11 protein-coding genes are annotated in these 14,516 nt (G+C 49.9%); 1 reads left to right on the top strand and 10 read right to left on the bottom strand.

Features of this window, described 5'->3' with window-relative positions:
* Positions 1-44: 44 nt before the first annotated feature.
* The 5 genes from recN to dnaN all read right to left on the bottom strand — a co-directional run bounded on the left by recN (position 45) and on the right by dnaN (position 5,851).
* Entirely contained in the window at positions 45-1,706 is a 1,662-nt protein-coding gene (gene recN / locus FDZ78_RS11235) for a DNA repair protein RecN (protein WP_168182048.1), read from the bottom strand.
* Positions 1,707-1,794: 88 nt separating this feature from the next.
* A complete protein-coding gene (locus FDZ78_RS11230; protein WP_136408572.1) occupies positions 1,795-2,700 on the bottom strand; it encodes a DUF4835 family protein in 906 nt (301 codons plus the stop codon).
* Between the two features lie 20 nt (positions 2,701-2,720).
* Positions 2,721-3,944: a bifunctional phosphopantothenoylcysteine decarboxylase/phosphopantothenate--cysteine ligase CoaBC gene (coaBC, locus tag FDZ78_RS11225; RefSeq protein ID WP_123398705.1), complete on the bottom strand. Its 1,224-nt coding sequence runs from the start codon at positions 3,942-3,944 to the stop codon at positions 2,721-2,723.
* The gene (locus FDZ78_RS11220) at positions 3,941-4,702 is read right to left on the bottom strand and encodes a 3'-5' exonuclease (protein ID WP_123398704.1); all 762 of its coding nucleotides are present in this window, start codon (positions 4,700-4,702) and stop codon (positions 3,941-3,943) included. The genes coaBC and FDZ78_RS11220 overlap by 4 nt, the downstream gene beginning before the upstream one ends.
* 15 nt (positions 4,703-4,717) lie before the next feature.
* Entirely contained in the window at positions 4,718-5,851 is a 1,134-nt protein-coding gene (dnaN, locus tag FDZ78_RS11215; RefSeq protein WP_107031537.1) for a DNA polymerase III subunit beta, read from the bottom strand.
* A 126-nt stretch (positions 5,852-5,977) separates the two neighbouring features.
* On the opposite strand from dnaN, the gene FDZ78_RS11210 reads away from it, so the two are divergent.
* Positions 5,978-6,853: a DMT family transporter gene (locus FDZ78_RS11210; RefSeq protein ID WP_107031536.1), complete on the top strand. Its 876-nt coding sequence runs from the start codon at positions 5,978-5,980 to the stop codon at positions 6,851-6,853.
* Positions 6,854-6,879: 26 nt separating this feature from the next.
* Here the strand turns inward: FDZ78_RS11210 and FDZ78_RS11205 are convergent, their stop codons facing one another.
* From FDZ78_RS11205 to dapF, 5 genes are all read right to left on the bottom strand, one after another.
* Positions 6,880-7,893 (bottom strand): hypothetical protein, encoded by a 1,014-nt coding sequence (locus FDZ78_RS11205; RefSeq protein WP_136408571.1) that lies wholly within the window; start codon positions 7,891-7,893, stop codon positions 6,880-6,882.
* A gap of 52 nt (positions 7,894-7,945) precedes the next feature.
* Complete coding sequence (locus FDZ78_RS11200) at positions 7,946-9,835, bottom strand: amidophosphoribosyltransferase (protein ID WP_124075530.1); 1,890 nt, start codon at positions 9,833-9,835, stop codon at positions 7,946-7,948.
* A gap of 150 nt (positions 9,836-9,985) precedes the next feature.
* Positions 9,986-12,175 carry a glutamine synthetase III gene (locus FDZ78_RS11195; protein ID WP_123398701.1) on the bottom strand — a complete coding sequence of 730 codons (2,190 nt, stop codon included), beginning with the start codon at positions 12,173-12,175 and terminating at the stop codon, positions 9,986-9,988.
* 38 nt (positions 12,176-12,213) lie between these two features.
* A complete protein-coding gene (locus tag FDZ78_RS11190; protein WP_123398700.1) occupies positions 12,214-13,449 on the bottom strand; it encodes an LL-diaminopimelate aminotransferase in 1,236 nt (411 codons plus the stop codon).
* Positions 13,450-13,589: 140 nt separating this feature from the next.
* Positions 13,590-14,462, bottom strand: a complete 873-nt coding sequence (dapF, locus tag FDZ78_RS11185) for a diaminopimelate epimerase (protein ID WP_240597640.1) — start codon at positions 14,460-14,462, stop codon at positions 13,590-13,592.
* Positions 14,463-14,516 lie beyond the last annotated feature (54 nt).

The raw sequence follows: 14,516 nt of genomic DNA, 5'->3' as shown, positions 1-14,516 counted from the left end.
TCTTTATTCTATTTTCTATTATATTTGTAACTTATTCCTTTTTATTATCTCTGGGCCAGCAGGCTTCTTGCCGCCGCAATGGCCGTTTCATCAATGTCTGCTCCTCCAAGCATAGCAGCTATCGATCGTACTCGCTCTTCATCGCTCAGAAGCGATATGCGGGTGTGGGTCGACTGCTCGTCATCCTCTTTATAGACCCGATACTGATGTGCGCCTTTTGATGCCACCTGAGGAAGGTGCGTAATCGTAGTGACCTGAATATTTTCTGAAATATCCTTCATCATCTGCCCCATACGGTTAGCAACATCACCTGACACTCCAGTGTCAATTTCATCAAATATAATGCTTGGCAACTGCATACGCGAAGCGATGATCGACTTTATTGAAAGCATCAGCCGGGAAATTTCACCGCCGGATGCAGTGGCTCCAACCGGCATCAGAGGTTGATTCTTGTTGAATGCCACCATGAATTCGACATTGTCACATCCGGTAGCGGTCATATCTGCCGGAGTCACGCTGATTTCACAACGCAGATTTTTCATACCCAAAGGCATTGCTATTTCTGTCAGCCGCCGGCCAAAACGCTCGGCCTCTTCCTTTCTGGCATTGGATATTTCCTGAGCGGCCTCTCTGGCAAGCGCCTTTGCCCTGCGCGCGTCACGTTCAAGTTCTTCGAGAGTCTCGTCAGAACTGTCAAGAGCCCTGAGTTTCTCTCTCAGAGAATCACGCAGATCAATCAGGCCATCGGCATCAGCCACATGATGCTTGTGGCAGAGAGAGTAGATGGCCCCCAGCCGCTCTTCAATCGAGGCCAATGCAGCCGGATCCGCTCCAAGGCTTTCGTCAAGCACACAGAAAGTCGAGGCTATGTCTGCCAGTTCTATTTTCGCAGACTCCAGACGTTCCGGAATTGCATCTGAGGCATCAAGCAGGTCTCCAAGTTCATTACATGCCTCGATTGCCTTATCCACCAGACGCAAAGCTCCGCCATTATCTCCGTCGAGCGCACCCGTAGCTTTGGCCAAGGCCTCCTTTATGGATGCAAGATTTGTCATCACATCGCGCTCACGTTCAAGTTCGGCCTGTTCGCCACGCTGCAATCCGAGTTCTTCGATCTGTTCAAGCTGATAGCGGGTAAACTCTTCGTCCTCACGCGAACGTTCTATTCTCGCCCGCGCGGTTTTCAGTCGCTTGATTGCCTCACGCAAGGCATTGAACCTTACCTGATATGCCTTAAGCCGACTGAAATTACCGGCAAGAGTGTCAATCACGTCAAGCTGAAAAGCGGGGGTTGAAAGCAGCTGATTCTGATGCTGGGAATGTATGTCGATCAAATGGAGACTGACCTCTCTCAGCTTCGCAAGAGGAACCGGGGAGTCATTTACAAAAGCGCGCGAACGCCCTGCGGGAGAAATCTCACGCCGCAGAATGCAGCGGTCATCATCCCACTCGATGTCTTCCTGCAGACAGAATTCCTTAAGCAAGGGATAGTCTTTGACTGAAAACACTGCTTCAATAACGCTTTTGGTCTCAGGGTCTGTCACCACACGGGTATCAGCCCTCGCGCCAAGCAGGAGTGAGAGAGCACCAAGAATGATTGACTTGCCGGCTCCGGTTTCGCCGGTGATAACATTGAATCCGGGATGGAAATCAATGTCAATCAGGTCAATCAACGCATAGTTCGATATGTGGAGTGATTCTAACAAATCTTGAATATTTTATGAGTGAGAGTTTCAGTGAGAGAGTAGGCTTTATACCGTATATAATATGTATATAATCTTAGCACGGAGGTTATCACTGATCGCCACGTCTGATTTTTTCGAGACGCTGCTGCTCAGTGGGAAATATCGCCGAAAGCACGTCATAGGCATGCTGACGCTCTTCTGCAGTGCCCTTTGAATATATATTTACAAGTTCGTCAAGTTTGGCATCCTTGAACATCGAAAGCCCGACGGACATTGGCGCTACCTTATAGATTTCAGTCAGTATGTCCAATGACTCGTCAATGGTCTTACGCCCTTTATCCGGACTGACCGACATCTGGTCAAGCCCCTGCAGATGGTAGCTGTAATACAGATCGCGCATCTTGCGCATTGACGGATCAGTGAAAGCCGCAAGCACGGCTGCTCTGTTCTTAGTATCTTCAAACGCTTTCCATCCGCTTTCGCCCGATGACTGGCCCTGATGTACAATCGCTTCAAGACGTTCAAAGAACTGATCGCCTCCACGCGGAGAAAACGAATCAAAATCCACAGCGAGAATCAGATAGATATAGAAATTCAGGATCTGTGTCAGCTGGCTCTCCATGCTGGTTTCGGAATGGATCAGAGGTTCGTTTTCCTGATATGAAAATTCAATCTTGTTGTCCTTGAAGTTGATCAGAGTTGTTGTGTATGACGAATTGTAGACCGGTCTGATAGACTGCACCTGAAGCGAACCTTCCATTGCTCCTGACGATTCATCATATTTCGTGATCGTGAAAAACAGGGTGCACTCAATTTTCTCGTTAGGCGAAAACTGGGCATTAGTCCACTGATTGGTGTCAACATACTCATTGACCGCATTCTGCAAGGTTTCAAAAACGCCCTTGTTTGTTCCCTCAAGCTGAGAAGTGTTGATTTCAACACGACAATTGAGTTCCTGTCCCACAGCAGAGGCAGAAAGCAGAATTGCAAAAAGGATAGAAACAAGAGTTCTCATCAACATCTGTGATCGTAAAATTAGGAAACTGTCTGTTTCTGAAGAAGCCCGGCTATCGAATCAACCACATCGGCAGCGACAGCCTGCTTCGATTTAAGTCCGAATTCAGTGCGTCCACCGTCGGCAGTCATCACAGTCACTTTATTTGTATCTGTTCCGAAACCGGCACCGGTGTCACGCAATGAATTAAGCACGATCATATCAAGATTCTTGGCTTGCATCTTACCGACAGCGTTTTCAAATTCATGGTCAGTCTCCAAGGCAAAGCCAACGAGAATCTGACCATAGCGCTTTTCAGAGCCAAGCGTTTTGGCGATGTCCGGATTCTTTACCAGATTTATGACCGGTACTTCATCGCGCTCACGCTTTATTTTCCTGTCCGCGACATCGGCCGGGGCATAATCAGCCACAGCAGCACACATAACAGATATATCGCTCTGTGGAAACACTTCTTCACAGGCTTGCAGCATCTGACGGGCCGATTCCACTTTTACAAGCCTGATTGCAGGGCTTTTCACCGAGAGTGAGACAGGCCCGCTCACAAGTGTGACTTCTGCACCACGCGAGGCAAATTCCTCAGCAATGGCATAGCCCATTTTGCCGGATGAAAAATTGCCTATAAACCTGACCGGGTCAATGCGCTCATATGTCGGGCCGGCCGTCACAAGTACCTTTTTACCTTTAAAATCTCCTTCTGCGGCAAAATAGGCTTCGACAGTTCTGAAAATGTTTTCAGGTTCTTCCATGCGGCCCTTGCCTACCAGTCCGCTGGCAAGCTCTCCGCTCTCAGGTTCTATGATTATATTGCCGTAACTGCGCAGGAGATCTATGTTTGCCGTGGTAGAGGGATGGGCCATCATATCGAAGTCCATTGCCGGAGCGACAAACACTTTGGACTTGGCTGAAAGATAGGTCGTCACAAGCATATTGTCAGCAATGCCGTGGGCCATCTTGCCTATAGTCGAAGCTGTGGCCGGAGCGATCACCATGCAGTCGGCCCAGAGTCCGAGATCCACATGCGAATGCCATTCTCCGGTATTGGCGGTGAAAAATTCGCTGACAACCGGCTTCTGGCTCAGCGAAGACAGTGTCACGGGAGTGATAAACTGTTTTCCGGCCGGAGTGATCACCACCTGCACCTCTGCTCCGGCCTTGACAAAGAGGCGGAGCAAAGAGACAGATTTGTAAGCTGCGATCCCCCCGCAAATACCAAGGATGATATGCTTGCCTGCAAGCGCACTCATTTCATTGCGAGTTTAATGCGGGTGAAACAATCTTTTGTATTCTGTGCAAAGTCACCTTTCATGATCCAGTCATAATACGAAGGGTCCTTGCGCAACACGTCCGTAACGGGCTGGCCTTTGTATTTGCCGAAGTTCACCAGTTCGCGGTCTTTATCATCGAGAATGATGCGGCCCATGAAATCAACATTGCGGTTGACTCTGGAATACTTGCTGAGTTCTTCCATGTCATTCGGCAGATCGTCATAACGGTCAAGTTGCGCCTTAAGCACTTCATAAGTAGCGCGGGTGTCGGCATTGGCTGAATGCGCGCCGTCAAGATCCTTGCCGCAATAGAATTTATAGGCAGCCACAAGCGTGCGCTGTTCTTTCTTATGAAAAATTGTCTGCACGTCGATAAAACGGGCTTTCGAGAAGTCGAATTTGACCCCTGAACGCTGGAATTCCTGATCAAGCATCGGGACATCGAAACGGTTTGAATTGAAACCGGCTATGTCACACCCGGTCAATTCATTGGCCAGTGACCGCGCAATCTGCCTAAATGTCGGTTCTCCGGCCACATCCTCGTCTGTGATATGATGGACAGCTGTGGCTTCGGCCGGAATAGGCATTTCAGGATTGACTCTGCGTGTCTTCTCGATCTCCTGTCCGTCAGGCATTATCTTTATCAGCGAAATTTCGACTATACGGTCATGGAGAATATCCACTCCGGTGGTCTCAAGATCAAAAAATACTATGGGCTTTTTCAGATTAAGCTGCATGATCTCAAGATACTTTTAAAAGTCTGTTACATTCATCGGCATGAGGAGCATGGTCAGACGAGTGTCTGCTTTGTCTTCAGTCGGAAGAATCACTGCCGGTTTTGAGGGATCGGCAAGTTTGAAAATGATATCTTCTGTCCAAAGCACTCCTGCGAGTTCCGACAGATATGAAGAGCTGAAACCGATAACCATATTGCTGCCGGTGAAATCAGCCGACAGAGTTTCCACGCCTGATGTGTTGTACTCGTTGTCAGACGCCTTGATGGTTACACGTTCTGGGGTGACGTTGAACTTGATCAGGCCATGACCTTCATCCACAAAAAGGCTCACCCGGCGCACGGCAGTGGTGAACGAGTGGCGGTTGACTGTGAGTGTGAAAGGATTGTTTTCAGGAATAACTCTTGTATAATCGGGATAGCGGCCTTTGACCAGACGGCTTTCAAAGGTGAAAGTGTCTGTTTCAAACGTAACACCGGTCTGCTGGTCGAGTTTCACTGTGACTTCCTCATCACGGGTGAAAACGCTGCGGAACACGTTGGTCGACTTGTTGGGCAGGATGAATGAGCCCTCGATCTCAGGTGAAAGGCTGCAGTCTTCGAAACGCACAAGCTTGTGAGTATCAGTAGCGACAAAAACGAGTTTATCAGGCTTGATGTCCCAATACACACCCATCATCTGCGGACGAAGCATATCTGTACCGGCCGCAAAAGAGGTGTATTCCAGACCTCTGAGAAGAGCCGAACCCGGAGCCTTGAACACCAGAAGGTTTTCCGACTGCTTGCTGCGGTCGAAATGCGGATATTCAGAGCCTTTGAGTCCCATGAATTTATAAGATCCGTTCGGATGAGACATCTCTACAGCAAGAGTGTCTTCGTCAATAACGAAATTGAGTTCCTGTTCAGGCATCACACGGAGGAGTTCCACAATGCGGCGCGCGTCAATACAGAACTCGCCCTCTCCTTCGACATCCATGATAGGAATTCGTCCGCAAAGCATGTTTTCACCGTCACATGCGGTGATTGTCAGCACACTGCCTTCTATCGAAAAGAGGAAGTTATTAAGAATAGTCAACGCATTTTTCGCATTGATCACCTTGCTTACCGATGAAGCGAAATTATGAAGTGTCTTACTTGGAACGGTAAATTTCATATCGTTTTTGTTTGAGTTTTTATCCCACAAAGTTAGCACAAAATTTCGCAATTAGCAACCGGCAAAAAATTAAATTCGTAACTTTGCACGAATTTTTGAAATAGCGTTCAACTAACACTGTCTATCATGTGGGTAATCCTTGCAATGGTATCGGCCGTATGTCTCGGCTTTTATGATATTATGAAGAAGCTGTCAGTTGACGGCAACAACGTGCTCGGCGTTCTTTTTCTCAACACCCTGTTCGGCTCGCTTTTCATGCTTCCGGTGATAATCATCGGTGTCAGTCATGGCAATTACGGACTCGGCAACACTCTGGCCGGACATGGCGCCATATTGATAAAATCAGGAATCGTACTGAGTTCATGGCTTCTCGGATATGCAAGTATCAAACACCTGCCACTGACAATAGCGGGTCCTGTCAACGCCTCTCGTCCGGTGATGGTGCTTGTAGGCGCACTGCTGCTTTTCGGCGAGAGACTCAATGCCTGGCAATGGGCCGGTGTAATCCTGGGATTCTGTTCGCTCTATTTCATAAGCCGCGTGGGTGGTAAAGAGGGGATTTCGATGAAGTCAGACAAATGGGTATGGATGGCGATCGGAGCCACCGTCATGGGGGCTGTAAGCGCTCTCTACGACAAATATCTTCTCACCCGCTATGAACCGCTGGAAGTGCAGGCCTGGTATTCGCTCTATCAGATGGTGATCATGGGCATCACAATCGGACTGATACTGCGAGGCAAAGGCAGCGTCACCAGACTGCAATGGCGATGGACCATCCCTTTGATCTCCCTCTTTCTGACCGTGGCCGATATAGCTTATTTCTATAGCTTGTCGCTTGATGGGTCGATGATTGCTGTTGTCTCCATGATTCGCCGCGGAAGTGTGATAGTGTCATTCTTCTATGGTGTTATAGCACTCCATGAAAAGAACATCAGACTTAAGATTATCGACCTCACCCTCCTGCTTGTAGGTCTGACCTTCCTTGTAATAGGAAGCCTTTAGAGCGTTTTGAAAGTCTGGGTCTGTCGCTATTTCAACCGCATTTTTGAAAATCTCACTGTGGTTTTAAGCAGCGGAAACGAGAGCGAGAGTATCGCATCGTCGGTCACCTGCGCATGAACATCTCTCGTTATCGGCTCGAATGTAGAGTCGATCCACTCAAGATCATAGTGATCCAGAAAAATTGTAGGCCTGAGACACCCCTTTCGCATCATGGGCTGCCATTCGGAAGCATATGTCTCGGCTCCCCCTACGTAGATTATGTCATATGCCTCGCCAGATTCATTTCTGACGACTGCAAGCAGATAGCGTCCACCCAAGCGGGCATATTGAGGATTATTTTCCCTGTCAAGATATTGCCAATAGCCTTCAAGCGGGTCAGCCGAAGCCTTCAGATATTCTTCAAGCGCCTTGCTGTCCCAGCCGGTGGCCAGACTTCCGGAAGGGCTGAAAGTCGTCTCTACCGAATATGATGACACTGTCAGCTGTCCTTTGCTCCATATGCTTACACACTCCGGAGATCCCGTCATGTCAAGATCAGTCAGGAATATATCTGTCATCTTCTTGCCTCCGCCACGCAGTTCCAGCCGTCGCTGTCCGCGGTCAACAGACAACTGCAGCGTATTATAGCAGCCTGAAGCATTGTCAAACGCGCCTATATCCTCACTCCAGACCACCTCACCGCCAATTGTCAGAGTCAAAATGCTCTGACGCTTATCAAAGATATCCCCGAAGGAAGTATTGCCGTGACGCAACATCAATCCGATTGTGTCATTCGGGAAAATCACCTTCATCCCCCAATAGTTCGGGGCCATCCCTACCCTCTCGCCTATTCCGGCCATCGCTCCACGCACATCAATCAGATATGTATCTGCTTCCGGCGGAAGCAGCATCCGGCTGGAGGAATCCGTCAGTAGAAAAGGAGTGTCGGCATACACCCTCTCGGCACCCGGCCGTCCGCAAATGACAGCCGGGTGCATGAGGGTTATTGATACCAGAGTTGCAAACATGACTCCCCTGAGGAGAGAGATTGGAGTAGCCATTATATTCTAATGTGTTATGTCAGGGAGCCTGACCTATGAATGATATTGAAGATCAGCGCTTGTCAGCATTGCCTTCATAGAAATTGACATATGCACGGTTGACAAGACGCACACCGCCGGGAGTGGGATAATCGCCTGAGAAATACCAGTCGCCAGGACATGTCGGTATTGCCTCCCGCTGTCCTTTGAGCGTCTGATAGATAATATCCACCTCGGCGTTTATCGAACCGTCGGCAGTCAGCATCTCTACGATCTTGCGCGAGATCTCTTCCTGAGTGAAAGGTGCATAGATGTCTTTCACACAGTTGCGCATCTCTATATCCAGAAGTTTTTCCTGCTGCCGGCATTTTTCATAGGTCTCATGGAGCACGTTTTCCATCCCCCGGTCTTTGAGCAGCTCTACAGCGGCACGGAATGCGATAAATTCGCCCATACGTGACATATCGATACCATAGTAGTCAGGATAGCGGACCTGTGGCGAGGATGACACAACCACAATCTTGCGTGGATGCAGCCTGTCAAGCATCTTAAGAATAGACTGTTTGAGGGTTGTGCCTCTGACAATACTGTCATCAATAACCACCAGATTGTCTACGCCGTTCTCGACTATTCCATATGTCACATCATAGACATGTGCGGCAAGATCATTACGGGCTTCGCCTTCGGCAATGAAAGTACGGAGCTTTATATCCTTGATAGCCACCTTCTCCACTCGCAGGTTTCGCTCCATGATCTCACTCAGGCGCTTCGGATCAAGAGTGCCGTCGGCCTGCGCAGCAAGAATCTCCCTCTCTTTAATGATGTTCAGCTCCTTGTCAAGCTGATCGACCATACCGAGGAAAGCAACTTCAGCCGTGTTTGGGATAAACGAGAATACCGAATGGGCCAGATCATTGTCTATGCTTTCCATTATGGCAGGCACCACATTTCGGCCAAGCTGCTTGCGCTCACGATAGATGTCTGCGTCACTGCCTCGCGAGAAGTAGATGCGCTCAAACGAGCAACGCTGGTTCTCTGCCTCGCCAAGCACATCCGTCACCGAAACCTGCCCGGCTTTGCTGACAATAATAGCGCTTCCGGGAGTCAGTTCGCTCACCGCACGGCGCGGCACATCAAACACCGTCTGGATAACAGGGCGTTCAGATGCCACTACCACCACTTCGTCATCGCGATAGTAGAATGCCGGACGAATGCCGTGGCGGTCACGCAACACGAACATATCTCCTGAGCCGGTGGCACCACAGATAACGAATCCCCCATCCCACTGCGGGGCTGTAGGAGCCAGAACGCGGGTCATATCAAGATTGTCCTCGATGGTAACGCTGAGTTTCTGGCCTGACAGAGAATCGCGATACTGACGGTAGATCCGGTGATTTTCCTTGTCAAGCGCATCGCCGAGCTGTTCGAGAAGCACCACAGTGTCGCTGTAGATTCTCGGATGCTGACCGCAGGCCACCACTCCATTGAAAATGGAATCGACATTGGTCATATTGAAGTTTCCGCACATCAGCAGATTGCGCGAGCGCCAGTTGTTTCTGCGCAGAAAGGGATGACAATACGAAAGACCGCTTTTGCCTGTGGTCGAATACCGCAGATGTCCCATGTAGATCTCTCCGATAAAAGGAGCGTAGCTGTCCACCCACTCCGGATCATGCCCCGAAAGACCTACTGCGGAAATCTTGGTCTTGACAGTTTCGAATATCTCCTGAATGGCATCCTTACCGAGGGCTCTCTCACGGAAAACATATTCATTGCCGGGATATGCGTGCATCTTGACAACCCCGATGCCCGCACCCTCCTGCCCGCGGTTGTGCTGTTTCTCCATAAGAAGATAGAGCTTGTTCAGACCGTAGGCGTAGGTGCCATACTTTTCTTTATAATATTCCAATGGTTTGAGCAGGCGCACCATCGCTATGCCACACTCATGTTTGAGAATCTCCATTTTGCCGGACGAGATATGATTGATTTTTATAAGTTGCAAAGATAATGATTTGACATCACATTTCAAACAGAAATACCCCTGCGAAAGGGCTGTGTCAGAAGCTTTATTTCGCAGGGATATAATGTGTAATTCTATACTTGTCTCACCTTATCAACGGATAAACAGAAGTTCGCGGTATTTAGGCAGAGGCCACATTTCATTATCGACCATAAGTTCGAGTTTGTCGATGTGGTATCGGATAACTTCAAGCGAGGGAGACACGTGAAGCGAGTAGGCCAAAGCTTTCTCACGCTCTTCAGAAATACGATTGGCATCCTTGCGGGCATTGACCATCTTTGCAACCTCTTCTTTGATTATCGAGCAGTGGTGCATGATCTTCTCTACAGTAGCCGCATCCTGCGAAGACAGTTCCTCGCCCTTGTTTCCGGGGAAGAGTGTGCGGATCTTGACCATATTGTCAAGCAGAATCGAGAGATAGCGTGTGGCCACAGGTATGATGTGGTTGATGGCAAGATCTCCGAGCACACGGGCTTCAATCTGGATCTTCTTGGTGTACATTTCCCACTTCACTTCATTGCGAGCCTCAAGTTCGACGTGGTTCATGACGCCGGTCTTGCGGAACATTTCGATTGACGACGGACGCAGGTAGGCATCGAAGATAAGAGCCGGATTGGTCTCGCAGTCAAGTCCGCGACGGGCTGCCTCTTCTTTCCATTCGTCTGAATAGCCGTTGCCATCGAAATGGATGGCTTCGGAATACAGAAGAAGTGCCTTGATCTCGGCAAGGAGCGCATGCTGCAGACCTTCGCCTGCCGCAAGACGCGAGTCAACCTTCTGCTTGAAATCGGCAAGCTGTTCGGCCACCGCTGCATTCAGGGCGATCATGGCAGACGCACAGTTGGCGCTTGACCCTACGGCACGGAACTCGAAACGGTTTCCGGTAAACGCGAATGGTGATGTGCGGTTGCGGTCGGTATTGTCAATCATAAGTTCCGGAATCTGAGCCACACCGAGGTCAAGTTTCTCTTTACCGGCAAGTGCGATCAGTTCGTCTTTGTCTGAATTCTTGATCTTGCTGAGTATCTCTGCAAGCTGGCTGCCGGTGAAAATCGAGATGATTGCAGGTGGCGCTTCATTGGCTCCGAGACGGTGGCAGTTTGTGGCCGACATGATAGATGCCTTGAGCAGAGCGTTGTGACGGTGCACGGCTGCCATGACATTAGCCACGAATGTTATGAACTGGAGGTTCTCCATCGGAGTCTTTCCGGGAGCGAAAAGCAGTGTGCCGGTATCGGTTCCGAGACTCCAGTTGTTATGTTTGCCTGATCCGTTGATTCCGGCAAACGGCTTTTCGTGAAGCAGGATGCGGAAATTATGGCGGCGGGCCACTTCGGCCATCACCGACATGATCAGCATATTGTGGTCATTGGCCAGGTTTGTTTCTTCGAAAATGGGAGCAAGCTCAAACTGGTTAGGCGCAACTTCATTGTGGCGGGTCTTGGCCGGAATTCCGAGCTTGTGAGCTTCGATTTCAAGATCAAGCATGAATGCCTGCACACGCGAAGGTATAGCTCCGAAATAATGGTCTTCAAGCTGCTGATTCTTTGCCGATTCATGGCCCATCAGTGTGCGGCCGGTCATCACGAGGTCGGGACGGGCGGCATAGAGAGCCTCGTCAACGAGGAAATACTCCTGTTCCCATCCGAGGTTCGAGATCACATGCTGTACGTTGGGATCAAAATAGCGGGCCACGCCTGTACCGGCTTTGTCGACAGCTGAAAGCGCGCGCAGAAGCGGGGTCTTATAGTCAAGCGACTCTCCGGTGTATGAGATAAAAATTGTCGGGATACAGAGTGTGTTGTCAAGGATGAACACAGGCGAGGAGATGTCCCATGCGGAATAACCGCGGGCCTCGAATGTGTTACGGATTCCGCCGTTGGGAAAACTTGAGGCATCAGGTTCCTGCTGCACAAGCAGTTTGCCTGAGAATTCCTCTACGATTCCGCCCTTGCCGTCATGCTCGATAAATCCGTCATGCTTTTCGGCTGTGGTCTCTGTCAGCGGCTGAAACCAGTGTGTGTAGTGGCGCACACCGTTGTCAGTCGCCCAGCGCTTCATGCCTTCGGCCACACTGTCGGCCACTTCCAGTGAGATAGGCTCTTTGTTGTCAATCGCATTGATCAGCGCCTTGTAGGTATCCAGAGGAAGATACTCATACATTTTTGCGCGGTTGAACACTTTGCTGGCATAGTATTCCTGCGGACGTTCCTTGGGAATGTCAACCTCAACTGCTTTGCGGTTTGAAGCTTCTTCAACTACCTTGAATCTTAAACTTGACATAGTTGCACGTTGTGTTAAGTATTTATAAATCGTGATCTTTATTTTCTATCGGTCGCGCCGAGGCGTTCGATGCACCGGCGTGTATTTTCGTGAGTGTTGAAAGCGGTCAGCCTGAAATAGCCCTCGCCTGAAGGTCCGAATCCGCTGCCGGGAGTCCCGACAATGTGGTAACGGTCGAGCAGGTAATCAAAAAACTCCCATGAAGTCATTGTTCCGGGCGTTTTGAGCCATATATATGGCGAATTGATTCCTCCTACCGCCTCATAGCCGGCCTCTGCGAGCCCTTCGCGGAGCATGCGGGCATTTTCGAGATAGTAGTCAATGGTTTCTTTGACCTGACGCTGACCCTTTTCTGTATAGAGAGCTTCGGCCGCGCGCTGGGTAAGGTAACTTGCACCGTTGAATTTGGTGGTCTGACGGCGACGCCAGAGACCGTTAAGCGCGATCTTGTTTCCTTTCTCATCCAGCCCCATGAGCTCTTTCGGCACCACGGTGTAACCGAGACGGATGCCGGTAAAGCCCGCGGTCTTGGAAAAACTGCGGAATTCGATGGCCACCTCTCTGGCTCCTTCTATTTCATATATTGAATGCGCCACATCTTCTTCGCGAATGAAAGCCTCATAGGCTGCGTCGAACAGCAGCAGAGCGCCATGTTCACGGCAATAATCAACCCACGCTTTCAGCTGGCGGCGGGTCAGAGTGGTTCCGGTAGGATTGTTCGGATAGCAGAGATATATCACATCGGGATTGTTGACCGGGAGGGCGGGCACAAAACCGTTTTCAGCCGTACAGGGCAGATATTCGATCTCAGTCCAGCGGCCGTCGGCTCCAAGATCCCCGGCGCGGCCTCCCATTACGTTCGTATCAACATAAACAGGATAGACAGGATCGGTTACAGCCACACGATTGGCCGTCGAGAGGATATCGCCAATATTTCCGGTGTCGCTTTTGGCTCCGTCACTGACAAAGATCTCATCGGTGTCTATTTCTATGCCTCGTTCGCGATAATCATAACGTGCGATTTTTTCGGCAAGAAACGAATAGCCCTGCTCAGGACCATATCCGTGAAAAGTTTCGCCTGCCGCCTCATCGTCCACCGCTTTATGGAGCGCCTCGACAGCTGCCTGACACAGCGGACGGGTCACATCACCGATGCCCATGCGTATTATGTCTGCGCCGGGATGGCTTTCGGAATAAGCATTTACCCTGCGGGCCACCTCACTGAAAAGATATGACGCAGGAAGTTTGGTGAAATTATCGTTGATTCTAAACATCTGTTTTACTTTATATTGTATCTACCTATAATTTTTCATCAAAAAAACGAAAGTACCCGGAAAAGATTTTCGGTTCTTCTCCTGATATCCACTGCATCCGCGGAAACACGTTCACGTCACAGCGTACAGTCAGCTTTTTGTCAACGTTGTCGGTAATAATTTCCTTCGAATACTTCAGTGGCACCGCCGGTCATCATGACATGTCCGTTGTTTGCCCACCTGATGTGCAGATCGCCGCCACGCAGGTGAATTGTAACTTCACGGCCACAGCGTCCGGTAAGAGCCGCAGCCACTGCCGAGGCACATGCCCCGGTTCCGCAGGCAAGAGTCTCGCCTGTACCTCTCTCCCACACCCGCATACGGGCCTCTGACGGAGAGATTATCTGCAGGAATTCTATATTTGCGCGGTCAGGCCACATGGAATGCTTCTCAAGCTCAGGGCCAAGAGTTTCAAAGGGGACATCTTCAATACGGTCTACAAAAACGACTCCGTGGGGGTTGCCCATAGAGACAGCCGTCACTCTGACCTCGCCACACGAAGTGGCTACAGGCTCCTCGACCATCTTTTCGGTAGTGCTTCTCACCGGCACAAGCCCGGCATTGAGTTCCGGCTCCCCCATATCGACGGTCACACTCTCAACCTCTCCGGAGGGGCTCATATTAAGCGACAAAACCTTGATCCCGGAAAGGGTTTCAAGGCTTATGCAGGTTTTATCTGTGAGTTTGTGATCGTGGACGTACTTGGCGATGCAACGGGAGGCATTCCCACACATGCGGGCCTCCGATCCGTCGTTGTTAAACATCCTCATTCTGAAGTCGGCTTTGTCAGAGGGGCAGATCAAAACTATTCCATCTCCACCTACACCGAAATGGCGATCACTCATTTCCTCGGCAAGTTCGGGGAGCCGATCAGGCACCGACTCCATGCAGTTGATGTAGATGTAGTCGTTGCCGATGCCATGCATCTTAGTGAAGCTTATCAACTCTCTGTCTTTCTTTGAGCGTGAGGTCATAATTCAAACTACTATCCCAAGTTAAATTGAGAAATCAATGCAAAGGTAAGCATT

Source organism: Duncaniella sp. B8 (assembly GCF_005304985.1).
GTDB classification, from domain to species: Bacteria; Bacteroidota; Bacteroidia; order Bacteroidales; family Muribaculaceae; genus Duncaniella; species Duncaniella muris.
Note: the sequence above shows the minus strand (reverse complement) of the source record. Positions and strands in the feature narration are given on the sequence as shown.